19 protein-coding genes are annotated in these 23,552 nt (G+C 56.1%); 7 read left to right on the top strand and 12 right to left on the bottom strand.

Annotated features, from left to right (window positions below; genetic code table 11):
• The first annotated feature begins 128 nt into the window (after positions 1–128).
• The 6 genes from ACB042_RS04190 to fabA all read left to right on the top strand — a co-directional run bounded on the left by ACB042_RS04190 (position 129) and on the right by fabA (position 5,902).
• Positions 129–431: a YebG family protein gene (locus tag ACB042_RS04190; RefSeq protein ID WP_216962699.1), complete on the top strand. Its 303-nt coding sequence runs from the start codon at positions 129–131 to the stop codon at positions 429–431.
• 375 nt (positions 432–806) lie between these two features.
• The gene (locus tag ACB042_RS04185) at positions 807–2,084 is read left to right on the top strand and encodes a tyrosine-type recombinase/integrase (protein ID WP_371178014.1); all 1,278 of its coding nucleotides are present in this window, start codon (positions 807–809) and stop codon (positions 2,082–2,084) included.
• A 419-nt stretch (positions 2,085–2,503) separates the two neighbouring features.
• Positions 2,504–2,716 (top strand): DUF3892 domain-containing protein, encoded by a 213-nt coding sequence (locus ACB042_RS04180; RefSeq protein WP_323875448.1) that lies wholly within the window; start codon positions 2,504–2,506, stop codon positions 2,714–2,716.
• A 48-nt stretch (positions 2,717–2,764) separates the two neighbouring features.
• Positions 2,765–3,121: a hypothetical protein gene (locus ACB042_RS04175; protein WP_371177867.1), complete on the top strand. Its 357-nt coding sequence runs from the start codon at positions 2,765–2,767 to the stop codon at positions 3,119–3,121.
• Between the two features lie 167 nt (positions 3,122–3,288).
• Complete coding sequence (locus ACB042_RS04170; protein ID WP_371177866.1) at positions 3,289–5,265, top strand: Lon protease family protein; 1,977 nt, start codon at positions 3,289–3,291, stop codon at positions 5,263–5,265.
• Between the two features lie 97 nt (positions 5,266–5,362).
• Positions 5,363–5,902: a 3-hydroxyacyl-[acyl-carrier-protein] dehydratase FabA gene (gene fabA / locus ACB042_RS04165; protein ID WP_216954370.1), complete on the top strand. Its 540-nt coding sequence runs from the start codon at positions 5,363–5,365 to the stop codon at positions 5,900–5,902.
• Between the two features lie 84 nt (positions 5,903–5,986).
• On the opposite strand, the gene rmf is transcribed toward fabA, so the two are convergent.
• From rmf to ACB042_RS04135, 6 genes are all read right to left on the bottom strand, one after another.
• Positions 5,987–6,166: a ribosome modulation factor gene (gene rmf / locus ACB042_RS04160; protein WP_005315693.1), complete on the bottom strand. Its 180-nt coding sequence runs from the start codon at positions 6,164–6,166 to the stop codon at positions 5,987–5,989.
• A 158-nt stretch (positions 6,167–6,324) separates the two neighbouring features.
• Positions 6,325–8,235, bottom strand: a complete 1,911-nt coding sequence (locus tag ACB042_RS04155) for an ABC transporter ATP-binding protein (RefSeq protein WP_371177865.1) — start codon at positions 8,233–8,235, stop codon at positions 6,325–6,327.
• Positions 8,236–8,308: 73 nt separating this feature from the next.
• Positions 8,309–8,539 (bottom strand): glutaredoxin family protein, encoded by a 231-nt coding sequence (locus tag ACB042_RS04150; RefSeq protein WP_201951089.1) that lies wholly within the window; start codon positions 8,537–8,539, stop codon positions 8,309–8,311.
• The gene (rlmKL, locus tag ACB042_RS04145; RefSeq protein ID WP_371177864.1) at positions 8,539–10,728 is read right to left on the bottom strand and encodes a bifunctional 23S rRNA (guanine(2069)-N(7))-methyltransferase RlmK/23S rRNA (guanine(2445)-N(2))-methyltransferase RlmL; all 2,190 of its coding nucleotides are present in this window, start codon (positions 10,726–10,728) and stop codon (positions 8,539–8,541) included. The genes ACB042_RS04150 and rlmKL overlap by 1 nt, the downstream gene beginning before the upstream one ends.
• Before the next feature lie 138 nt (positions 10,729–10,866).
• Positions 10,867–10,992, bottom strand: coding sequence for a type B 50S ribosomal protein L36 (gene ykgO / locus ACB042_RS04140; RefSeq protein ID WP_371177863.1), 126 nt, complete (start codon positions 10,990–10,992; stop codon positions 10,867–10,869).
• Complete coding sequence (locus ACB042_RS04135) at positions 10,993–11,256, bottom strand: type B 50S ribosomal protein L31 (RefSeq protein ID WP_371177862.1); 264 nt, start codon at positions 11,254–11,256, stop codon at positions 10,993–10,995. It abuts the gene before it with no gap.
• A gap of 249 nt (positions 11,257–11,505) precedes the next feature.
• On the opposite strand from ACB042_RS04135, the gene ACB042_RS04130 reads away from it, so the two are divergent.
• Positions 11,506–11,649, top strand: coding sequence for a hypothetical protein (locus tag ACB042_RS04130; protein WP_259583437.1), 144 nt, complete (start codon positions 11,506–11,508; stop codon positions 11,647–11,649).
• On the opposite strand, the gene ACB042_RS04125 is transcribed toward ACB042_RS04130, so the two are convergent.
• From ACB042_RS04125 to prc, 6 genes are all read right to left on the bottom strand, one after another.
• Positions 11,637–12,173, bottom strand: a complete 537-nt coding sequence (locus tag ACB042_RS04125; RefSeq protein ID WP_005336600.1) for a cell division protein ZapC — start codon at positions 12,171–12,173, stop codon at positions 11,637–11,639. The genes ACB042_RS04130 and ACB042_RS04125 overlap by 13 nt on opposite strands.
• Before the next feature lie 90 nt (positions 12,174–12,263).
• Complete coding sequence (gene pyrD, locus ACB042_RS04120) at positions 12,264–13,274, bottom strand: quinone-dependent dihydroorotate dehydrogenase (RefSeq protein WP_371177861.1); 1,011 nt, start codon at positions 13,272–13,274, stop codon at positions 12,264–12,266.
• 77 nt (positions 13,275–13,351) lie between these two features.
• Positions 13,352–18,190, bottom strand: coding sequence for an NAD-glutamate dehydrogenase (locus ACB042_RS04115; protein ID WP_371177860.1), 4,839 nt, complete (start codon positions 18,188–18,190; stop codon positions 13,352–13,354).
• A gap of 278 nt (positions 18,191–18,468) precedes the next feature.
• Complete coding sequence (locus tag ACB042_RS04110; protein WP_005351919.1) at positions 18,469–18,690, bottom strand: DUF2835 family protein; 222 nt, start codon at positions 18,688–18,690, stop codon at positions 18,469–18,471.
• A 70-nt stretch (positions 18,691–18,760) separates the two neighbouring features.
• Entirely contained in the window at positions 18,761–21,385 is a 2,625-nt protein-coding gene (pepN, locus tag ACB042_RS04105; RefSeq protein WP_335873235.1) for an aminopeptidase N, read from the bottom strand.
• A 143-nt stretch (positions 21,386–21,528) separates the two neighbouring features.
• The gene (gene prc / locus ACB042_RS04100) at positions 21,529–23,544 is read right to left on the bottom strand and encodes a carboxy terminal-processing peptidase (protein WP_371177859.1); all 2,016 of its coding nucleotides are present in this window, start codon (positions 23,542–23,544) and stop codon (positions 21,529–21,531) included.
• Between the last annotated feature and the right edge of the window lie 8 nt (positions 23,545–23,552).

The following is a 23,552-nucleotide window of genomic DNA, read 5'->3' as shown; positions in this document are numbered from 1 at the left end:
CTTTGAGACAGCTTGATCCAGCGCGGCTTTTGTCGCTAAACACCGGCGAACTCTTTTCCGGTGAGGTTATTTGCAATGCTGTATATCCATACATATACTTTATCCATCATCACCAAGAGGAGGCCATCATGGCTGTCGAGATCAAATATGTGGTTGTTCGTGGGGGAGTGGAAAAAATGACCTTTGCCAGCAAAAAAGAGGCCGATGCCTATGACAAGCTGCTGGATACGGCCGATGAGTTGATGACCCTGTTGGCTGGCGCCCCGATCGAGCTGGCACCAGAGCAGCAAGAGAGTCTGGCATTCTACTTGGCAGAACAGCGCGATGTGCTGCAAACCCTGCTGCGCGGCGGCAAGGTTCAGGCAGGCACGAAAGAGGAAGATGCCCCAGCAGCCAAGCGCAAGGAGAAGCCACTCAAGCAGGTGGCCTGATTGCACAGACCTTATTTCTCGGGATAAACAGCTCAACGCATTCACTTTATTTGCATTTAAAACCATTTTCACAGCTATTTACCCCGAGAATTTTTTAACCATGCTGCATATCCCATGCATAACTGAATAGCGTGCACCACTGAGCGACACCAGCTAGGTCTATGAGGAAATAATGAGCAAACGGTGGAGAGAACGTTATCCAGATCGCTCCCGGTGACATTAATCAGCAACAAGAGGCAGTACCAATCCCAATAGAAGCCGCATTCATCTATCACGAGCCCTTTTCTAGCAACTCGGCTCACAGGCTCATATCGACTCATCTCATCATCAACAAGCAACACCATGACTCAACAACCATTATCCTTGCCGCCGGCCATGCCGCTGTTTGACAGCCTTATCTATCTGGAAGCTGGCAATCCGCAGGTCAATCAGTACCTTGCCAACCTCAGCCTCAATGATGTGCCCGATGCCGGGCTGGTTTACGAATTGGCGGTCGATTGGCTGCTGGAGCAGCGCAACAGCGAAAACAACTACAAAACATATCGCAGCGAACTGACCACTTTTTTGCACTGGTGCTTTCGCGAGGCGGCCATCAGCCCGAAAGATCTCACTCGCCGCATCATGATCCGCTATCTCGACTATTGTCAGTCCCCTCCTGACGAGTTGATCGCCTACCGCAACGTGGCGCAGTTTATCCTCGACAAGGAGTGGGGAGAGCGGTTGCCTAATCCGCAATGGCGACCGTTTCTCGGCAAGCGGGAGCTGGGCCGCACCTTGCCCTACCGTCTTAGCGAGCAGGCGATGAAGACCAAGCTCGCCATCCTGTCGGCCTTCTTCCAGTTCCTGATCCAGGAGGAGTACATGGACAGGAATCCCGCTCTGCTACTGCAGCGGGTCAAACGGCCGCAACAGCAGGAGGCCGATGATCAGGTGCAGGCCTTCAGCGAATTGCAGTGGTCATACGTGATGCAGGCCGCCGATACCCTTGCCAACGACCATCCGGAGCAACACGAGCGCAGCCGTTTTCTCACCATTCTGATGTACGCCTGCTATCTGCGGATCTCTGAGGTTGCAGCCCGGCCGGGCTTTACCCCTGTGATGGGGCAGTTCAGGCGGGATCGCAAAACCGGCGTCTGGGGCTACTTTATTCCGCAAAGCAAAGGGGGTAAACGGCGTACCGTAGCGGTATCCCAAGCGCTGCTGGCGGCACTCGAACGCTACCGCAGCTTCCTCGGTCTCTCTCCCTTGCCGACACCGGATGAACAGACACCACTGTTCGTTCGCCATAAAGCGGCAGCCCACGGCCGCGAGCAGGGGGAGATCAACGCCAACCTCGGCATTCGCCAGCTACGGGATTTGATCATGGTGATCATCGGTAAAGGGGCAGAATTGGCAGAGCAGGATGGATTTGCCCAGGATGCAGCCGAAATGCGGCAACTCTCTCCCCATGCGATCCGCCATACCGGGATCACCCATGACATCAATCTGCACGGGCGGCCGCTCTCCCACGTACAAGCCGATGCAGGACATGACAGCATCGACACCACTTCGAAATACCTGCACACCAGCAACAGTGAACGACATGAAAGCGCCCAGCAAAAGCCGCTGGATCGACTGAACCAACAAGTGAGAGATAACACTCATAAAAGATAACGAGCCACGTGCATGACTTTGTATTGACTGCTCTTAGAACACAGAATGGCTTGTTTGGGGTGCTATAGAAGTTGGTGCGGCGATTGTGTACTTCTCTGGATGGCAATCCTGCCAAACCGATTGCCCCAGTCAGAGCGACCAGCCGAAGGCTATGGGGCGCGGGTGGTATCTGCTCGTCCTCCTGTCGTAGACAAGCCCATGCCAAGCTCTTACGCCTTGTCAATGCGTCTTTTCGGGCTGTTGCTGTTCAAGCCCCCCGGGTAGTAATACGAGAGGAATTCCCAGACAACCATGCTCACAACATCCACGGGGGAGGGGTGTTATCTCTTACGAAGTAGGTTTTTTGTCAGTAAGGGCTTGGTTTGCAAGCAATAGCCCCAATATCCGTATGGAACATTGTGCTCAAAGAGGGGATGCATATGGCAAAGAATATTCGTGGTAACAAGGATGGGAAGAACGGCGAAAACCAAACTTACACCATTCCAGGGCGGGGGACAGTTCCTCGTAAAAAGCTTATTGAAGAGGTACGCGAAGGAAAACATCCTGACTTTCATATTTATGAGCGCAATGGAGTCAAGTACGTGAGATCTGATCCAGATAGCACTGAGCAGAACAACGTTGATAAGGACTAGGATGGTGATGCCGATAAAGCTAGTTATCGGCATTTAAAGAGGTTCTCTATGGGTATCGATATCTCGATGATCTGGACTTTTGTCACAGGTTTGGTCTTAGGCGTTGTCAGTATGTTGATAAAACATCGACTGGAACGGCTCGCCAAGCATGCTGACAACCTCCTGAACGAGAGAAAAAGTGCTTTTGATGGCTTTTTGGTTGCTTATGCTGACATCGTTGCTGGCTGGTCAAATCAGAAAGCCAAATATCTGGCCTTGTGTGAAGCTAGAGTTCGCTTGGTTGGTAGTCGCAAAACCGTTGATAGTTTGGCGCTGTTGATGAAGTCCGAAGCAGGCAGTGCAACGCAAGATGATCTTTTAAATCAGCTCATTGAAAACATGCGCTCAGACCTTGGCCTTGCATAAGGCTGAGCCATATAAGCATCAAGGGGCCTCTGGCCCCTTTGTTCTACCTACAGGTATGACTGCGCATAATGTATATTATGTTAAATAAAGTGTCTTGTTTCCTGTCACCGCTTATTGAACTGTGTATAATGGCAACAATTGATCCTATCTTCGACCGGATGTCTTAAGTGGCTGAATTAACATCAGAACAATTAAAACCCGCTTTTGCGATTGAACAGTTCCCCAGGCTTTGTGAGCTTGAGCCCATCCCCTTTGCCGCTCTGCAACCCAGAGCAATCTCCGGTATCAAACGTCTGGCCAGTTTTGATGGTGATTGCCCGGTTATGCTGCTCAACGGTTTCCCCGGTGCAGATTATGAAGATGTGTGCCGCACTCTGATTGCCGACTCCAATGGTAAGGATGGCGATCTGTTCGACCTCTGCTATACCGAGAATCTCAACAACCCGTTCAAACCTATCTGGCTGCGACTGCAACCCGGTACTGGCGTTGAGTTTTGCGAAATGGTTGGCGAGCTACTCAAGTTGCTTAGCCACCATCTCGATGCCGAGCGAATCGTAACCCGCATCATGCGCAAGCAAAACAACGATCCAAAGATCGATGACTTTCTCTCCGATCTGGCGGCCCATGTGGCATTGGGACTGGAGTTTCAGCATCCGGTGCTGATCAACCTGCTTATTCATCACGAAGAGCAGGAAGCACCGGTAATTTACGGTCGTGATCTCAACTGGGATACCCTGTTTGGTTCCATCAACTATCAGACAGAACAGGGTTCTGTCTACGCGAATCAGCACTTGCTGGAACCAGGTTTGCTACGTCAGGCCAATGGTGGCTACCTTATTCTTCAACTGGATGAGCTGCTCGACCAGCCTCATCTTTGGTTTAAGCTCAAAAATGCTATGCAAAAAGGCGAGCTGGACTGGAACGCCTATCAGGAAGGCAAGACACTAACCCCCTTCTTTGCACCTGAAGCGACCCCCATCAAGCTCAAGCTGATCCTGGTGGGTGACCGACTGGACGTGGCTGAGTTCCAGATGCTGGATCGTGACATGTCAGAGCGTATATTCCTGCGCGCCGACCTAGTATCCGAAGTAAACATAGAGGAAGACCTGCAGGAGTTTCTGCAGTATCTGGCCTGGTTACGTGAACGCTGGAACTTGCTGGATTTCACACCGGCAGCCCTTGTCGCACTCTGTCGCCATGCCAGCAGACTCTGTGATCACCAGGAGTGGCTCTCTCTCTCCGCGGTACAACTCTCCGCCATCATGCGGATGGCTGACAGTCTGGCACGGGAGCTGGAAGCGGAAGAGGTCACCGACGAGCACATTCGTGGTGCGCTGGAGGAGCAGGATTATCGCCTCAACTATCTGGTTGAGCAGTCCGATCAGGGGGTTATCGACGGCCAGATCCTGCTGCAGACTGATGGTGAAGAGATTGGCCAAATTAATGGTCTCTCCGTCATTCAGGTCTCCGGTCACCCATATGACTTTGGCGAACCGGTACGCCTGACCGCCACTGTTCACTTGGGTGATGGCGACGTGGCGGATATCGAGCGCAAGGCTGAACTGGCTGGCCATATTCATGCCAAGGCGATGATGATCATTCACGGCTACCTCTCCAACAAGTTCGGTGCCGAGAACCCCTCCCCTCTGTCGGCCAATCTGGTATTCGAGCAGTCTTACCACGAAATCGATGGTGACAGTGCCTCCCTGACCGGCCTGTGTGCCCTGCTCTCTGCCCTCGCCCGCCAGCCTATCTATCAGCACTTTGCCGTGACCGGCGCGGTCGATCAGTTTGGCAATGTGCAGGCCGTTGGTGGTGTAAACGAGAAGATTGAAGGCTTCTTCCGGGTATGCAAGATCCACGGACTTACCGGCAAACAAGGGATTATTCTGCCAGGCACCAATGTGCAGCAGTTAAACCTTTCTGATGAAGTGATCGCAGCGGTCGAAGCAGGCCAGTTCCACATCCATCCGGTGGACCATGTTGAAGAGGCCATCGAGCTACTGACCGGTTGTGTGGCCGGTGAGCCTGATATGCCTGACACCTTGTTTGGCCGTATTCAGGAGCGTCTGGATGAACTGAACGGCACCACAGCAAAAGCCGGGCTACTACGCTCGCTGCTGGAGCGCTGGTTGGGCCGTTAATGAAGTGATCGGAGTTGTTTAGCTAACAACTGTACGCTAGATTGACGCAGCTTTATTCATTTGAAGGAAACTCAGTGTGACCGTAGACAATCCAACCATGGAAGCCCGCCTTTCCCTGTGCGAACAGGGCAAGAACTCTTTTACCCGTGAGGAGCTGCTGGCTTGCAGCCGTGGCGAACTGTTTGGTGAGGGTAACAGTCAGCTGCCCGCCCCCAACATGCTGATGATGGATCGCATCGTCAAGATTAATGACCACGGCGGCGAGCACGGCAAGGGAGAGATCCTCGCAGAGCTCGACATTACCCCTGATCTCTGGTTCTTCGATTGTCACTTCCCCGGCGATCCCGTGATGCCTGGCTGTCTCGGTCTGGACGCCATGTGGCAGCTGGTTGGCTTCTTCCTAGGCTGGAAAGGCGGTCCTGGCAAGGGTCGTGCTCTGGGCGTGGGTGAAGTGAAATTCACCGGCCAGATCCTGCCGACCGCCAAGAAAGTGACCTACAAGATCACCTTCAAGCGGGTCATCAACCGCAAGCTGGTGATGGGAATTGCTGATGGTGTGGTCGAAGTCGACGGCCGTCCGATCTACAGCGCCACCGACCTGAAAGTGGGCCTCTTCAAAGATACCACCGCATTCTGATCTCTCTGATTGGTGGTAAAACAGCATTAACGCAAAGGGGCCACAACGGCCCCTTTCCTTTTGTAATGAGTGATGAAGTACCTGCTACTTCATGAAGAGGCCTGAGCCCCGCCCTTCCATGGCGTCACGCCAACCACCAAGCCAATGCCCACGGGCATCCAGGCATTGATACGGACACGCTTCTTTCTGTTTGCCGACCACGCCAGCCTGATAACCACGAGCACGAGCTCTTTCCAGACGGTCCCGCTTCTGTCTCTTCATCATCTACGACCCTCTTCGTGGAACAAAAAAAGCGACCAAATTCTCATCGGTCGCTTTCATCTTTACTCCTGCGAGCGCACTCGGTCAAACAAAAACTTCCACCCTAACCGGGCTATGTGACACAAGGCACTGAACTGGATTAAGTTTTAATTACAGGGAACTTACTCCTGATTTTTGAGTCCTTCCAGCTCTTCCCAACGAGCAAATGCCTCCTCCAGCGCCGTCTCGGCTGCACTCAATTCGGCCAGTTTGGGCTGGGTCTGCTCGCTTGGCAGGGAGAAGAAACCGGGCTGGTTGATCTCGCTTTGCAGCGCATCGAGTTCGGCTTCCAGCTGCTCAAGACGCGCCGGCAGACCATCCAGTTCAAGCTGTAGCTTGTAGGAGAGTTTTTTGCCTTTCTTCGGCGCTTCGCTCACTGTGGCTACCGGCTCGGGAGCCTTCACAGGCGTGCTCTTGGCCTGTTGCTGAGCACGCTGCTGCTCGCGGGTCGCAATCATGTCGGCATAGCCGCCCACGTAGTCGCTGATGCGGCCATCCCCCTCAAACAGCCAGCAACCGGTTACCGTATTGTCGATGAAGCGACGATCGTGACTGACCAGCAGCAGAGTGCCTGGATAGTCCGCCAGCAGCTCTTCCAGCAGCTCCAGAGTCTCGACGTCGAGGTCGTTGGTCGGTTCGTCGAGGATCAGCAGGTTGCTGGGTTTAAGGAACAGCTTGGCCAGCAGCAAACGGTTTTTCTCACCGCCAGAAAGCGCCTTGACCGGCGTTCTGGCCCTCTTGGGTTCAAACAGGAAGTCCTGCAGATAGCCGAGGATATGGCGGGAGCGACCGCGCACCATCACTTCCTGCTTGCCCTCCCCGACGTTGTCCACCACCGTCTGCTCGGGATCGAGCTGTTCGCGGTACTGATCGAAGTAGGCCACTTCCAGATTGGTACCCTGACGCACCGAACCACGAGTGGCATCTAGCTGACCCAGCAGCAGCTTGATCAGGGTCGACTTGCCGCAACCGTTGGGGCCGACCAGCGCAATCTTGTCCCCACGCAGCACCTGCAGATCCAGCCCCTCGAACAGGGTGCGATCACCAAAGTCGAGTCCCAACCCTTCAGCTTCAAATACCAGCTTGCCGGAGCGGCTCGCCTCGTCGAGTTGCAGCTTGGCTTTGCCCTGCAGTTCGCGACGCTGGGTACGCTCCATGCGCATCGCCTTGAGGGCGCGCACTCGCCCCTCGTTACGGGTACGGCGCGCCTTGATCCCCTGGCGTACCCACACCTCCTCCTGCGCCAGCTTGCGATCGAACTCAGCATTTTTCAGCTCTTCGACCCGCAGCCACTCCTCTTTGCCCTGCTGGTACTCGTCATAGTTGCCGGGCCAGGAGGTGATCACGCCGCGATCCAGATCGATGATCCGGGTCGCCAGCTTGTGGATGAACTCACGGTCGTGGGAGATGAAAACGATGGCGCCACGGAAATCCTTGAGGAACTCTTCCAGCCAGTTGATGGCCTCGATATCCAGGTGGTTGGTCGGCTCATCGAGCAGCAGCAGATCGGGATCGGATGCCAGTGCACGGGCCAGCGCTACCTTGCGCAGCCAGCCACCGGAGAGACTGTCGAGGGTCACGTCAGGATCAAGACCAAGCAGGGTCAGCACCTGATTGATGCGGGTCTCGTACTGCCAGCCATTCTGATAATCGAGCTGCTCCTGCAGCTGGCTCATCTTGCGAATGTTGGCATCGGACGGGTCACTCGCCAGCGCCATGGAGACGTGGTGATACTGCTTGAGCAGCTCACCGACTCCGGCCAGCCCTTCGGCGGCGTAATCAAACACGGTGAGCTCGCTCGAGGTGGGCGGATCCTGCTCAAGACGAGTCACTTTCAAGTCCTGCTGCAACACCAGACGGCCATCATCGAGGGGCAATTCACCGGCAATTACCTTCATCAGGGTGGACTTGCCCGCCCCGTTGCGGCCCACCAGACAGAGGCGCTCGCCTCGCTCTATGGTCAGCTCGGCCTTGTCGAGCAACGGAAAATCACTGAACGACAGACACGCGCCGTGCAATGTTAAAAGAGCCATGTTCGTTCCTTATCTCATATGAAAAAACGGGCAACAGACTGGGTCTGCTCCCGTTTCATCGTCAAATCACAAATCAACCCTGACGAGCGAGCCAGCCTTTGAGCTCCACCAGCGTGAAGGGCCAGCCCAGCTCGCGGCCAGCCTCGTCCCGCAGCACCGGAATACGCACCCGATAGGCCTCAAGCCAGCTGGCATCGTCCATGATGTCGCAGCGGCGGGTCACATCGCTTGCCCCCGCCTCCTCCACCAGCGCCCAAGCTTGCTCACACAGGTGGCAACCGTCGGTGTGAAACAGGGTCAGCATCAAGCCTCAGCCTCCGCATGGGTGATGATCCAGCAGTTGTGGATGTGCTGGTTGCGCTCGAAATCCTTGGGCCGGGTCTTGCCGGTGATGTTCTGCGCTTTGAGACCGATGGCCTCGAGACCGGCCAGATCCATCTTGAAGTGGCGCTTGTTGTTGGAGAACACCAAGGTGCCACCAGCAGCCAGCAAACGCTTCAGGTGCTGCATGAGCAGCAGGTGATCGCGCTGCACATCGAAGCTCTCATCCATCCGCTTGGAGTTGGAGAAGGTGGGCGGATCGATGAAGATGAGGTCGTACTGCTCGTCCGCTTCAGACAGCCACTTCAGGCAGTCAGCCTGCACGAACTTGTGCTGACGGCCCACCAGCGAGTTGAGGCGCATGTTGTCCTGTGCCCAGTTGAGGTAAGTGCGCGACATATCCACTGTGGTGGTCTCGCTGGCACCGCCAAGACCCGCGTGCACGGTGGCACTGCCGGTGTAGGCAAAGAGGTTCAGGAAGCGCTTGCCCTTGGCCATCTGACCCAGCATGCGGCGGGTCTGACGATGGTCGAGGAACAGACCGGTATCGAGGTAGTCGTAGAGGTTGACCCACAGACGGGCACCATACTCCTGCACTTCCATCCGGTGCTGCTCTTCGGATAGCTTCTGGTACTGCTGCTTGCCCTCCTGACGCTCGCGTACTTTCAGGATCACCTTCTCGCCGTCCATCCCGGTCACCTTGATGGCGGCTTGCACCATGTCGAGCAGACGCTGACGGGTCTTCTGGGCAGGAATATCCTTGGGCGCCGCGTACTCCTGCACCACCAGATAGTCCTGATAACGGTCGATGGCGGCGTTGTACTCAGGCAGGTCGGCGTCGTAGAGACGGTAGCAGTCGAGATTCTCTTTCTTGGCCCACTTCTCGAGCGCCTTCAGATTCTTGCGCAGACGGTTGGCAAAGTCCTGTGCCACCTCTTTTTGCGAGGCCACGGAGTCCAGTGCGATTTGATAATTGCGCAGCTGACACTCGAGAGCACCGTTGAACAGGCGATACTGCTTGTCGGCGCGCAGGCGCAGACAGCTCAGCAGCTCGGGCGATGCGGACAGAATGGAGACTTTCCAACCCTGGAAGCTACGACGCAGAGCATCGCCCAGCGCCTGGTGCACTTCCAGCAGCGCCGGAAATTCGCCAAGACGCTCGCCATAAGGTGGGTTGGAAATGAGCATACCGACCTGGCGGGCATCCCCTTGACCTTCTTCCCCTTCAACAGGGGCAGACATCGGCAGCGGGTTTTCCAGCTTGGTGACATCGGCTTGCTTGAAGGTGATGAGGTGCGCCACACCTGCCGCTTTGGCGTTATCACGGGCTTTGAGGAGCACGCGCTGGTCGGCATCACAACCAAACAGTTTTACTTCGCAACGCTGCATGCCGCGTTTGGCACGCACTTGTGCTTCCATCATCAGGCTCTGCCACAGCTCGCTATCATGCTGCAGCCAGCGATCGAAACCGAAGCGCTCGCGACGCAGCGCCGGCGCCATGTCGGCGGCGATAAAGGCCGCTTCGATCAGCAGCGTACCGGAACCGCACATCGGGTCCATCATGGGCTCACCGGCCCAGCCACTACGGGCAATCATGGCGCAGGCCAGGTTTTCTTTGAGCGGAGCTTCACCGGTGCCCTGACGATAGAAACGCTGATGCAACGCCGGGCCTGACAAGTCCAGCGTGATATTGGCCTTGCCTTTGCCCAGGTGCGCCATGATGCGAATATCCGGCGACTTCTTGTCCACGTCCGGACGCACGTGACCGCGCTTGGTGAAGCGGTCGACGATGGCATCCTTGATTTTCAGCGCGCCATATTGGGTATTGCGAATGGCAGGGTTGGTACCGGTAAAGTCCACCGCGATGGTAGAGGTACCGGAGAAGTGCTCTTCCCAGGGGATTGTGTGGGCGCCCAGATAGAGATCCAGATCATCGTTCATCTGGAATTCGGAGAGCACCAGCACGATACGGGAGGCAAAACGGCTCCACAGGCAGGCCTTGTAGCCAATCGCCAGTTCGCCTTTGAAATGGACGCCAGCCACGGTCTCACGGACCTGCTCTGCGCCAAGATTGGTCAGCTCGTCGGCCAACAGGTTTTCCAGCCCCTTGGGGCAGGTTGCAAAAAATTCTTTCATCACGCTCACGGGGAACCCATAAAAATAGTGCCGCATTATACCTCATCAGGCGGGTTGGAGCATGCAAAAGTCGGCGCAAACAGCAGGATGGAAACAGATTGATAGGTGGCGAAAAGGTAAAAGGCCCCATGACTACCCGATGGCGAGATCATGGGGCCAGACATCATTAACGAATCACTTCATACGAGCCTTGAAGCGGGGATTGCTTTTACAAATCGCGAACAATTTTCCCCGACGACGCACCAACTGACAATCGGGATGACGTGCCCGTACGGATTTGAGTGAACAGACGACCTGCATTCAGGACTCCTTCTTGCTTGAAAATGCGCCAAAGCGCTTGTTGAATCGGGCCACACTCCCCTCGCTCGATACCTGCTTCTGCTTGCCGGTATAGAACGAGTGCGACTGGCTGGAAACATCAAGCGACACATAGGGATACTCCTTCCCGTCTTGCCACGTATAGCGGCGATCGCTCTTGATGGTTGAGCCGACCAGGAAAAAGGCATCTGCTGCCGTGTCATGGAACAGCGCCAAACGATAATCAGGATGAATATGAGGCTTCATGGCAACTCCATTTTGTTACATTATAACAAAATGTAAGTGAGAATAGCTCTCGTTTCAAGAATAAAATGTCGTATGAAGAAAATCGCTTCAGTGAGTGATGTGTTGATGCTGAGGTGAAGGCACTACACAAGCAGAACGAAACAAGAATGAGACACCATGCTTGCAGCACGGAAGACCAAGATACTGCGTGGGTTAGAACACAAGGTGCAAGTGACTGTAACAAGCCTCAAGAGAGGCTGGATCACAACCATGAAGATCAATGAAAATGGGCAAGATGTTCGCGGATCAATGAAGTATCAGAAACGAGGCGCGATTGAGGTGACAACAGTAAAAACAGGCAGCGGTGTAATCACAGAGATAAAACGATTGATGAAAATATATCAACTAACCTGACGATATTGCTCGGTCACGGTAATACGCGGTTTCATCCGGTTATTCATCACCTTGATCACCCCGAAACGCGGCAAGGTTTTACTGGTGGTCAATACCAGATCGGCTGTGAGGTTCAAACAGACGCTAGCCTGATCCCCTGCCTCAATGACCATAAATTCGCCGTTGCCATGAGGTGTATTCATCAGGACCAGATCACCGTTTTGCGGGATCACTTGCGGATGTTGTTCACTAAAAAACCAGCTTTGCGGCATCAGAGGTTTATAAAAGCGACTGACCGCGATGGCATTAAGCACCAACTGAACCTGATGGGGAATACTCCACTCAAGTTCGGCTGCTTTATCCATCAACTGATAATAGAGGGCGGCATCATCGACACAAAAAGGTTGGGTCGTAAACGAGCTGGGCACCAATTGCCGCCCTTTATACTCGGTCGCAAATAACATGTTATCAGACAGGTCCAACATCAGACGGTCACTCTGGGCATCATAGTGCCATTGCCAGCTATCGGTCGGTTGGATAAACATGTTGGAGCCCTTACTTGATAATTACCAGTTGACTTTATTCCATATGCAGAAAATCAGCAACGTCAAATAAAGGGCTCCGCCATCTATTTCTTAAATATTGGTCACAATCTCTTTGACCAACCCCGGCCCTTTATAAATAAAGCCGCTATAAATTTGTACCAGACTGGCACCGGCGGCCAATTTTTCACGGGCGGCCATGGCACTATCAATACCACCCACCCCGATAATTGGCAGAGCACCATTGAGCACCTTGGCCAGATGACGGATCACCTCGGTACTCTTGTGCTGCAGCGGACGACCACTCAGGCCACCCGCTTCACCGGCGTGGGGCATGTCATAAATCATCTCGCGCTCGAGGGTGGTATTGGTGGCGATAACCCCATCAATACCATTCCGTACCAGCGAAGCGGCCACCTGATCTATTTCTTCAAGGCTTAAATCCGGGGCAATTTTAACCGCCAGCGGCACATACTTTTTATATTGGGCGGCCAGCTCTTGCTGACGCACCTTGAGGGCGGCCAGCAATTCATCCAGCGCCTCGCCATATTGCAGCGAACGCAAACCCGGGGTGTTGGGGGAAGAGATATTGACGGCAATATAACCGGCATGATCATAAACCTTGTCCATGCAGATCAGGTAATCATCCTTGCCCTGTTCGATGGGAGTGTCTTTGTTTTTACCGATATTAATGCCGATGACTCCCTGATATTTGGCCTCTTTCACCTTGGCCACCAGATGATCCACACCCTTGTTGTTGAATCCCATCCGGTTGATGATCCCCTCTGCCGGAATAACCCGGAACAGGCGCGGCTTGTCATTGCCGCTTTGGGGTCTGGGGGTGACGGTACCGACTTCGATAAAGCCAAATCCCATGGCGCCCAGCGCGTCAATGCACTCACCATCTTTATCCAGACCGGCCGCCAATCCCACCGGATTGGCAAAAGAAAGCCCCATGACAGTGACGGGGCGTTTCGGCAAATTCTGGCGGAAGAAACAATCGAGTGGCGTACCGAGAAGGCGGGGCAAATATTTCATGGAGAGATCGTGAGCCTGTTCCGGATTGAGTTTGAACAGGAAATGCCTGGCGATGGGGTACAACATCTTTGCTCCTTAAAGAAAGCCCCGGCAACTGGCCGGGGCTTTGGGTGTAATGTCGGTGTCATGCCTTAATCTGGCAATTAAAGTGCCCGACAATTCAACTGGAGCAGGTTCAACTCTCGCAAGGCCACCGAGAACTTGGCGAACTCGTGGGTACTGGTGGTCTTGAAGTCGGCCAACATGTGGGTCCAACGGGACAAGAGTTGCTCATGCTCCGAAATCCAGTCGGCCAGTATGGTAGCGCATTCTCCCTGATCTTTGCACCCTTCCAGTACCACAGAAGTGAGACTGCGTTGCTGCCAGTCCAGATCTTCGCGGAAGGAGGCTCGCGCCATCGCCTGCCAGTGGTTGCCGACCGGCTGATGGTTGATCTGGTCGAGGAACCAGTGCAGATCCAGTTTGGCCCCGAGGCGATAGTAGACATTGGCGGCACGCAGGATATCGGTCTTGTGCTCCGCGGCAATCTGCGCCAGATCCAGGCTGGAGAAGAGGCTGCTCATATGGGCGACCTGACGGGCAATGGCCTCCGGCACCTGTTTCTCCATCCACTTGGCAACAGCCTGACGATGCTCGGCGACTTCGCTCTCATCCATCACCTCGTAGAGGTGCTTCCCTAAGGTCTCGAACGCCGGACGGAAGAAGGCGATGTTCTCGCTGATGCTCCAGCTGCGATTGCGGGCGCGCAGGAACCAGCGGGTGGCTCGGCGCACAATGCGGCGGCTGTAGAACATCAGCTCGAGCTGAGTCTGGGCATCAACCAGGTTGTCGCACCCTTCGATATCACGCCACAGCTGGTTCATGCCAAACACTTCGCGGGCCATGGCAAAGCAGCAGGCCACTTCGGCGACCGAGGCACCGGTCTCGTCCTTCATCCGGCTGGCGAAGTTGAGCCCCATGTCATTGACCAACATGTTGGCCACACGGGTAGCGATGATCTCGCCGCGTAGCGGGTGATCGGCCAGCTGGGTACCAAACTGCTGCTGCACCTTGGCCGGGAAGCTGGTGACCAGCATGCTGGCGAGGAAGGGCTCGTCGGTCACTTCCGGGCAGTTGAGCTGCTCTTTCAGCACCATCTTGCCGTAAGCCACCAGCACTGCCAGTTCGGGGCGGGTCAGCCCCTGCCCTGCCGCCATCCGTTCAGAGAGCTCCTCATCGGATGGCAGGAACTCCAGCGCACGGTCGAGCTTGCCCTCCCGCTCCAGCCCCTGAATAAAGCGCTGCTGCTCTTTCAGTTGTTCAGAGCCGCGGAAGCTGGTGACCGAGATAGACTGGGACTGGCGATAGGCGTTGGTGATCACGATCTGCGCCACGTCGTCGGTCATCTCATACAGCATCTGGTTACGCTGCTTGAGGGTCAGATCACCTGCCGCCACCAATTGGTTCAGCAGGATCTTGATGTTCACCTCGTTATCAGAGCAATCCACCCCCCCCACATTGTCGGTAAAATCGGTATTGATGCGACCGCCCTGGCTGGCGTACTCCACCCGACCAAGCTGGGTAAAGCCGAGGTTGCCCCCCTCACCCACGATACGTGCCCGCAAATCGCGACCATTGACCCGCAATGCGTCATTGCTGCGATCGCCCACTTCCCCATCGCTCTCGCGAGCGCTCTTCACATAGGTGCCAATGCCGCCGTTCCACAGCAGATCGACATTGAGGCAGAGCAGCGCCTTGATCAGCTCGTTCGGCGCCATGCTGGCCTTGTTAGTGCCGAGTAGTGTCTGCATCTCGGGGCTCAGCTTGATGGACTTGGCAGAGCGCAGGAAGATGCCGCCCCCTTGTGATATCAGCTCGCGGTTGTAGTCATCCCAGCTGGAACCCGGCAAATCGAACAGGCGCTGGCGTTCGACAAAGCTCTTGGCCGCATCCGGAGTGGGGTCAACGAAGATGTGCATGTGGTTGAACGCACCCACCAGCCGGGTGTGCTCGGAGAGCAGCATGCCGTTGCCGAACACGTCGCCGGCCATGTCGCCGATCCCGACGCAGGTAAAATCTGTGGTCTGGCAGTTGACGCCGATCTCGCGGAAGTGGCGCTTGACCGACTCCCAGGCCCCGCGGGCGGTGATGCCCATCTTCTTGTGGTCGTAACCAACCGAGCCTCCGGAGGCGAACGCATCGCCAAGCCAGTGACCGTATTCGAGGCTTATTTCGTTGGCGATGTCGGAGAAGGTGGCAGTGCCCTTGTCGGCGGCAACCACCAAGTAGTAGTCATCCTCGTCGTGGCGCACCACGGATTTGGGCGGGATCACCTCGCCGCCGATGATGTTGTCGGTCACATCGAGCAGGCCGCGAATAAACAGGCGATAACAGGCCTTGCCCTCTTCCTGAATGACGGCGCGAGTTGCCCCCACCGGCATCTGCTTGCAGTAGAAGCCGCCCTTGGCACCCACCGGCACAATGACGGTGTTCTTGACCTGCTGGGCTTTCACCAGACCCAGCACTTCGGTGCGGAAGTCCTCTTTTCGATCGGACCAGCGCAGACCGCCACGAGCCACTTTACCCCAGCGCAAATGTAACCCTTCCACCCGCGGCGAGTAGACGAAGATCTCGAATTTCGGCAGCGGCAGCGGCATGTCGGTGATGCTGGAGGGCGCCAGTTTGAAGGAGATGTAGGGCTTGATGTTGCCCGCCTTGTCCAGCTGGTAGTAGTTGGTGCGCAGGGTAGCGTCGATCATCTCCACATAGCGGCGAATGATGCGATCGTCATCGAGGTTGGCCACCTGATCCAACTTGGCGGCAAGCTCCTCGTGCAGCTTGGCCTGTACCTTTGCGTCCTGCTTGCTGGCAGGATCTAGGCGCTGTTCGAACAGGGTAAACAGCAGTTGGGCGATATCGGGGTAGCGGGTCAGGGTCTCTTCGATATAGGACTGGCTGAAGGATACGCCAGTCTGGCGCATGTATTTGGCATAGGCTCGCAGCACCGACACCTGACGGCCAGTGAGACCCGCCCCCAATACCAGCCGGTTGAAGCCATCATCTTCCAGCTGCTTGTTCCAGATGGCAGCAAACGCCTGCTGGAAGCGCTGCTGGCTCTGGGCCAGATCAAAGGGCTGCTCGCCATGCAGCAGCATGGAGAAGTCGAGGATCCAGAACAGATCGCCCCCCGGAGTGCGAACCTGATACGGGGTCTCGCCGATCACCCGCAGTCCCATGTTCTCCAGCATCGGCAGCACATCGGAGAGGTGAATGGGTTCGGTGCGATGGAACAACTTGAGCCGTACCCGACGATCGTTCTCCTCCTCCTGCGCGCGGTAGAACAGCATGCCCAGCGGCTCGGCTTCGCTCAGGTTATCGAGCGCCATGATGTCGGCCACAGCAGAGCCCGGCAGCACATCTTCCTTGTAAGCACGGGGGAAGGCGGTGCTGAAACGGCGGCGCAGCTCGTTGCCACGGGCCTCGCCATAGTGGGAGAGCAGCACGGAGTCGAGTCGGTCATCCCAGCTGCGGGCCGCTTCAATCAGGTTGTTCTGTACTTCGTTCACATCCACATCCACGTTGTTGTTGTTGACCCGCACTATGTAGTGGGTCCGCGCCAGCACGCCCTCGGTGAAGTAGACGTTAAACTCCACCTCTTCGTTGCTGCCAAAATACTTCTGTAAAATTTGCTGGGTCTTGATCCGCAGCGCCGTGTTGTAGCGCTCCTTGGTGACATAGACCATGCAAGAGAAGAAGCGACCGTAGACATCACGACGCACGAACAGCCGCAACATGTCCCGCTCCTGCATCTCCAGCACCCCAAGACCGGTGGCCAACAGCTCCTCTTCACGAGCCTGGATCAGTTCGTCACGGGGATAGGTTTCCAATACGTTCAGCAGCGCCTTGTAGGCGTGGGAGCCCTTCTCGTGACCGGAGGCAGCCATGATGCGTTCGAGACGATGGCTGATGAGCGGGATCTGGGTCGCGCTGGTGTTGTAGATGGAAGAGGCGTAGAGACCGATGAAGCGATCTTCCCCGATCACCTTGCCATGCTCGTCAAAGCGCTTGATGCCGATGTAATCCACATAAGCCGGACGGTGCACCCGGGACTTGCTGTTGGATTTGGTGAGGATCAGCAGGTCAGAACTCAGAGCGGCATGACGGGCGCTGGCAGGCATGTTGCCAAGGCGCTGGCCCACCTCCTTGATGGAGTTCTTCATCAGCCCCAGACTGGAGCTCGCCTGCGGCAGGATCTCGTGATCCCCCTCCACCGCCTTGACGTCGTAACGGCGATACCCCATCAGGGTGAAGTTGTGGGCAGCCACCCATTTAAGGAAAGCAACGCAGGAGGCCACCTCCTCCTTGCTGACCGGGTGCTTGCGCTTGGGAAGTTCGTCGATGATCTCATTGAGCTTGGCCAGCATGGGCTGCCAGTCGCCGACTGCCAGCGCCACTTCACCGGCCACCGAGTTGAGCTCGGCAGCAAGCGCGGCCATCTGCTCCTCGCTGGTGAGGTGATCGATCTCGATAAGGAAGGCCGTTTCAACCGAGGTCTGCCCGTCGGTGTTGTCGAGCTCCAGAATGGCGTCAATCTTGCCATCCGCACCGCGAATGAGGTGCAGCGGTTGGTGCAGCATCATGTGGGCGGTGATATTGAGTCGCTTGAGCGCCATCCGGATGGAGTCGACCAGGAAGGGGGAGTCCTGCAGGATCACCTCGACGATGGTATGGGGCGATTGCCAGCCGTGACGGGTCAGCTCGGGATTGTAGACCCGGATGTAGGGATCGGTACCGCTGCGCTGATTGAGGGCATTCCACAGGCTCAGGGCCGCGCCGTAGAGATCGCTGTCATTGCGATCGTGCAGATCGGAGCTCGCCATGTTGCCGTAGAACTTGGCAACGAAGCGCTCGACCAGAGAGGCACTGTTTTTGGGCAACTTCTGATGGATCAGGCTGAGAACGTTTTCGAGCAGAACTGAGGTAGGGGCGTCTTTCAATGCCATTTTTATATTCCTTATCGGACGACATTAACCACCGACGCAGAGGCAACCACCCTGGTTACCCGCTGGTGCAGAGTTGTTGCGAAGTGTAATGGCTTGGCTAAGGGAAGGCGAGGAAAGGTGATAACGAGATGTTAAAAACAAGGTGCAGATCACGGCTTAAACTATAAGAAATTTTGTAAAAAACCAAAAATACAGAAATTCCCACTACCTTTGTGCCAGTTTACCGGATAGATAGTGACATAAAGCAGATAAACAGTCGGTAATCTGTTCGATTTTTGTTAATTTATGCGTTCGAGACTGATAAAGCGGTAATCGTCCTGGGTTTTCAGCCGAAAGTAGCCATGCACACCATTGATGGCGACAAAGGGGCGTATTTTTTCTATGCCAAGTTCCAGGGTCAATCCCTGTTCGCTGCGCACCACCAGCCGTCTGGCATGGCCCTGATACATCAGCATCACCTCATCGCTATTCAATGAGAGCCGAAAAGTAAACTGCTTCACGCTTGCTCCTGATCACACGACAAATCACGCAATAGAGGCAGGCGCGTTAACGCCCCTGCCCCGTCGACACTTACTGCTGCAGCGCCTTGCTGACCTTCTCGAACAGATCCCGAGCCAGCCCCTCAAGGTTGGCAAGGCGGGTCAGCTCGGCGCGGATCAGCGCCTTGCGCGCCTCATCCAGTCGCTTGAACTGGATAAGCGGCGTGATGAGGCGGGAGGCCACCTGCGGATTGACTTCGTTGAGCTCGATCAGCAGATCAGTCAGGAAGCGGTAACCGCTGCCATCCACCGCATGGAACTGCACCTGATTGCTCATGGCGAAGCTGCCGATCAGCGCCCGCAGCCGGTTCGGGTTGCGAATGCTGAAGGTAGGATGATTCATTGCCTGCTTCACTTCACTCAGCACATCGGCAGCCGGTTTGCTGCCAATCAGCCGCAGCCAGTTGTCCAGCACCAGTCCATCCTTGGCCCACTTGCCTTCAAAATCGGCCAGCAGCGCGGCGCGGCATGGCAACAGATAGCCATTGGCCACCTGCAACGCCGCCAGGGTGTCGGTCATGTTGTCGGCAGTTGCATACTGCTCGCGCACCAGCTCATCGGCATGCTCCGCATCCAGAGCCGCCAGATAGCCGAGCACGACCCCTTTGAGGGCCCGCTTGGCCATGTCGGCATGCACCACCTGATAACCGTTCAGACGCAGACTCTGATAGGTTGCCGCCAAGCGCACGCCAAAGGCCTCGGCAAGACGGGTGTGGATCGCGTCGCGCACCTGATGGATGGCATCGATATCGGCCACCTCGAACAGCTCGGCCAGGGTCGCCTCACCGGGCAGCGCCAGGATCTCCGCCTTGAGGGCCAAATCCAGTTCACTGTCGTCCAGAATGGCGACGAATGCGGACAGCAGGGTTTGGGAGAGCTCAACCCCCTGCCCGTGCTGGACCCGTGCCACCCCGTCGATGACCGCCTTGTTGATCAGCATCTGGGCCGCATCCCAGCGGGCAAACTCGTTGCGGGCAAAGCGCATCAGGAAGGCGAGCGCTTCGTCGCTGTAGTCATAGTGCAGCTTGACCGGCGCAGAGAAGTCCCGCAGCAGGGAGGGAACCGGTTTGACCGGCACTTGATCGAATTCGAAGGTCTGCTCCGCTTCCAGCACATCGAGCACGTTACCGATGGCCTTGCCCTGATACTGCAGCGCAATGACGGCACCCTGCTCGTCATATAGCTCGATATCGAGGGGGATATGCAGCGGCAGCTTCTGCGGTTGATCCTGGGTCGGCGGGGTGTTCTGGCTGACATGGAGGCGATAGATACCGCTGGCGGCATCATACTCGTCGGTCACGGTCAGCTCGGGGGTGCCGGACTGGCTGTACCAGCGGCGGAAACGACCGAGGTCGACACCGGACGCATCCTCCATCGCCTGCACGAAATCATCGCAAGTAGCGGCCGAGCCGTCGTGACGCTCGAAGTAGAGACGCATACCAGCCTGGAAGGCATCTTCCCCCAGCAGGGTGTGCATCATGCGGATCACTTCCGACCCCTTCTCGTAGACGGTGAGGGTGTAGAAGTTGTTCATCTCGATCACCACATCCGGGCGGATCGGGTGTGCCATGGGGCCGGCATCTTCCGCAAACTGCGGGCCGCGGACGGTACGCACGTTGTTGATGCGGTTGACGCCACGGGAGCCCAGGTCGGAGGAGAACTCCTGATCCCGGAACACTGTCAGCCCCTCTTTCAGACTGAGCTGGAACCAGTCACGACAGGTGACGCGGTTGCCGGTCCAGTTGTGGAAATATTCGTGACCGATCACCCGTTCGATACCGTGGTAGTCGCCATCGGTAGCGGTGGCCGGATTGGCCAGCACGAACTTGGAGTTGAAGATGTTGAGCCCCTTGTTCTCCATGGCGCCCATATTGAAGAAGTCCACCGCAACGATCATGTAGATGTCGAGATCATACTCGAGGCCAAAACGCTGTTCGTCCCAGCGCATGGAGTTGATGAGACTCTCCATGGCAAAACCGGCGCGATCGAGGTTGCCCTTGTCGACGAAGATCTCGAGGGACACCTTGCGGCCGCTTTTGGTGGTGTAGTGGCTGCGCTCCACATCGAAATCACCGGCCACCAGCGCAAACAGGTAGCTGGGTTTGGGAAACGGATCCTGCCACTGCACGAAATGCCGGCCGCCATCCAGATCACCGCTATCGACCTTGTTGCCGTTGGAGAGCAGGAAGGGGAACTGAGCTTTGTCGGCGGTAATGCGGGTGCTGTAACGCGCCAGAATGTCGGGGCGGTCCAGATAATAGGTAATGCGGCGAAAGCCCTCCGCTTCACACTGGGTGCAGTAGGCATCGCCAGACTTGTAAAGCCCTTCCAGCGCGGTGTTGGCAGCCGGATCCAGCAGGGTGACGATGGTCAGTACACATTCGGCAGGCAGGTTGAACAGGGTCAGACTGCTCTCGCCTTGCTCGTAGTGGTCACAGGGAATGCCATCGATGGCAACGCTCTTGAGAGTCAGCTGTTCACCATCGAGGATCAGCGGCGCATTGTGCTCACCGTTGCGACGAATGCGGGTGATGGCGGTGACCTGGGTCAGTGGTTCCTGCAGTTGGAAATCGAGGTCGATGGTGTCGATCCAGTAGAGCGGCGCCTGATAATCCTGGCGATATTTGGCCGTCATGGCCTGGGAGTGATCGGTCATTATTGTCTGCTTCCACGCTTGTTAAAGGCGAGAAAGAGGCTGTCACAACCAACTGGCGGGGTCAAACAATTTGCATTACGTCAGATACGCCAGACAAAAAGAAAGGGCGACCGCAGTCGCCCTTGTGCATTGGAGGTGCCTTGTCAGCTGCGTTTGCTGACCTTGGCCAGATCCGCAGTGATATTGGCCGCTTCGATGAGATACTCATCGGGCGCTTCAAAATCAGCGGGCAGTTCATCCAGACTCTTCACCGCCGGCTTGCCAATACGTGCCAGACGCTCGTTGGTACGTTTGAGCGCTTTCTCATCCTGTTTCGCCTGCTCTGCAACACGCTCCGCCTCGTTGAGGGAGACCGACTTTTTGTCTTTCTCCTCCTTGTAGTCGGCGATGTCCTGCATCACATAGGCAAACTCGGGATCCTTGGCGATCCGGGCATCGTGCGCCGCCTGCAACTTGGGCAGTACGCTGGCGAAGTTGCCGAGTTTCTCGTAGTTGGCGGAGGCAATCTTATCCCACGGCAACGCATTGAACTCACGGCTTTCGCCCGTCTCTTCCGGAGCAACCGGTGTCGGGAAGCTGATATCCGGCGCAACGCCCTTGTTCTGGGTGCTGCCACCGTCGATCCGGTAGAACTTGGCGATGGTGTACTGCACGTGACCCAGCGGCTGCTCGTAGAAGTCATAGACCTTGGCGAGACTGCGATGCTGCTGCACCGTCCCCTTGCCGAACGAGTTTTCACCCAGAATCAACGCGCGGCCATAATCCTGCATGGCGGCAGCGAAGATCTCGGAGGCCGAGGCACTGTATCGGTCGATCATCACCGACATGGGCCCGCCGTAGTAGACGTTGCCATCGTCATCGCCATTGACCGTGATACGGCCCATGTGATCACGAATTTGCACCACGGGACCGCTGGCAAAGAAGAGACCGCTCAGGGCGGAAGCTTCAGTCAGAGCGCCGCCGCCGTTACCGCGCAGATCGATGATCAAGCCATCGATCTTCTTCTTGTTCAGGCTGGAGAGCTCCTTGATCACGTCATCGTGCAGATTGACGTAGAAACTCGGGATCTCGATGACGCCAATCTTCTTGCCTTCGGCGTTAATCACCTTGGACTTGGCAGCCCGGTCTTCAAGGCGCACCTTGTCGCGGGTCAGCTCGATCTGCTCGGTCTTGGCGGTTGCACCCTTGCCGCGCTGGATCTCCAGCTTGACCTTGCTCCCCTTGGGCCCCTTGATGAGCTCAACCACGTCATCAAGACGCCAGCCGATCACATCGACAATCTTGCCATCTTCCTGCCCTACCCCGGTGATCTTGTCATCGGGTTTGAGGTGGTTGGATTTGGCTGCCGGGCCACCGGGCACCAGAGAACGGATGACGGTAAAGTCATCTTCCGCCTGCAACACGGCACCAATCCCCTCCAGCGAGAGGTTCATCTCGGTGTTGAAACGATCGGCACTGCGCGGTGAGAGGTAACTGGTGTGCGGTTCGATGGCGCGAGCGAAGGAGTTCATGAAGAGCTGGAAGACATCCTCGCTCTCGGTCTGGGACATCCGCTTGATGGCGTTGTTGTAACGCTTGCCAAGCAGCTCCTTGATCTCGGGCCACTCCTTGCCGCTGAGCTTGAGGCTCAGGGCATCGAACTTGACCCGCTGACGCCACAGCTCGTTGAGCTCTGCTTCATCTTTGGGCCAAGCCGCCCCTTCCCGATCAAACACATAGTTGTCGGTCTGGGTAAAATCGAAAGGAGTATCAAGCAGTTTGAGGGCGTATTCGAACCGCTCATAACGCCGCTGCTGACTCAGGTTGAACATCTCGTAGGCGGGAGCCAGACGGCCTCTTTCGAGGTCGGTGTCAAAACCGTTACGGTACTTTTCAAAACGGCTGATATCAGAGGCCAAAAACAGGTTGCGGCTGTAGTCCAGATTCTCCAGATATTTATCGAAAATCACGGAGGAAAAGGCATCGTCCAGCTTGAACTGTTTGTAGTGCGAGCGGGTAAACAAATTGGTAATTCGCTTGCTGGCCGTAGCATGTTGGCTCTCTTGAGCCAACACAGGCAAATCACTCTCCTTGAGCACCGGCTCGATGGCCTGTGCAAGCCCGGCAAGCGCCAGGCTACAGGCAACGAGGGAAAAACGAATTACGCCATGCTTCAACATTTGTCTCC

The sequence above is a fragment of the Aeromonas sp. S13(2024) genome (assembly GCF_041402405.1).
In the GTDB taxonomy this organism is placed as follows: Bacteria; Pseudomonadota; Gammaproteobacteria; order Enterobacterales; family Aeromonadaceae; genus Aeromonas; species Aeromonas veronii.
Note: the sequence above shows the minus strand (reverse complement) of the source record. Positions and strands in the feature narration are given on the sequence as shown.

Coding starts and splice junctions, on each gene's coding strand:
- ACB042_RS04190 (WP_216962699.1), top strand. CDS start 129: ATGGCTGTCGAGATCAAATATGTGGTTGTTCGTGGGGGAGTGGAAAAA.
- ACB042_RS04185 (WP_371178014.1), top strand. CDS start 807: ATGCCGCTGTTTGACAGCCTTATCTATCTGGAAGCTGGCAATCCGCAG.
- ACB042_RS04180 (WP_323875448.1), top strand. CDS start 2,504: ATGGCAAAGAATATTCGTGGTAACAAGGATGGGAAGAACGGCGAAAAC.
- ACB042_RS04175 (WP_371177867.1), top strand. CDS start 2,765: ATGGGTATCGATATCTCGATGATCTGGACTTTTGTCACAGGTTTGGTC.
- fabA (WP_216954370.1), top strand. CDS start 5,363: ATGGAAGCCCGCCTTTCCCTGTGCGAACAGGGCAAGAACTCTTTTACC.
- rmf (WP_005315693.1), bottom strand. CDS start 6,166: ATGATGAAGAGACAGAAGCGGGACCGTCTGGAAAGAGCTCGTGCTCGT.
- ACB042_RS04155 (WP_371177865.1), bottom strand. CDS start 8,235: ATGGCTCTTTTAACATTGCACGGCGCGTGTCTGTCGTTCAGTGATTTT.
- ACB042_RS04150 (WP_201951089.1), bottom strand. CDS start 8,539: ATGCTGACCCTGTTTCACACCGACGGTTGCCACCTGTGTGAGCAAGCT.
- rlmKL (WP_371177864.1), bottom strand. CDS start 10,728: ATGCGGCACTATTTTTATGGGTTCCCCGTGAGCGTGATGAAAGAATTT.
- ykgO (WP_371177863.1), bottom strand. CDS start 10,992: ATGCAGGTCGTCTGTTCACTCAAATCCGTACGGGCACGTCATCCCGAT.
- ACB042_RS04135 (WP_371177862.1), bottom strand. CDS start 11,256: ATGAAGCCTCATATTCATCCTGATTATCGTTTGGCGCTGTTCCATGAC.
- ACB042_RS04130 (WP_259583437.1), top strand. CDS start 11,506: ATGAAGATCAATGAAAATGGGCAAGATGTTCGCGGATCAATGAAGTAT.
- ACB042_RS04125 (WP_005336600.1), bottom strand. CDS start 12,173: ATGTTTATCCAACCGACCGATAGCTGGCAATGGCACTATGATGCCCAG.
- pyrD (WP_371177861.1), bottom strand. CDS start 13,274: ATGTTGTACCCCATCGCCAGGCATTTCCTGTTCAAACTCAATCCGGAA.
- ACB042_RS04115 (WP_371177860.1), bottom strand. CDS start 18,190: ATGGCATTGAAAGACGCCCCTACCTCAGTTCTGCTCGAAAACGTTCTC.
- pepN (WP_335873235.1), bottom strand. CDS start 21,385: ATGACCGATCACTCCCAGGCCATGACGGCCAAATATCGCCAGGATTAT.
- prc (WP_371177859.1), bottom strand. CDS start 23,544: ATGTTGAAGCATGGCGTAATTCGTTTTTCCCTCGTTGCCTGTAGCCTG.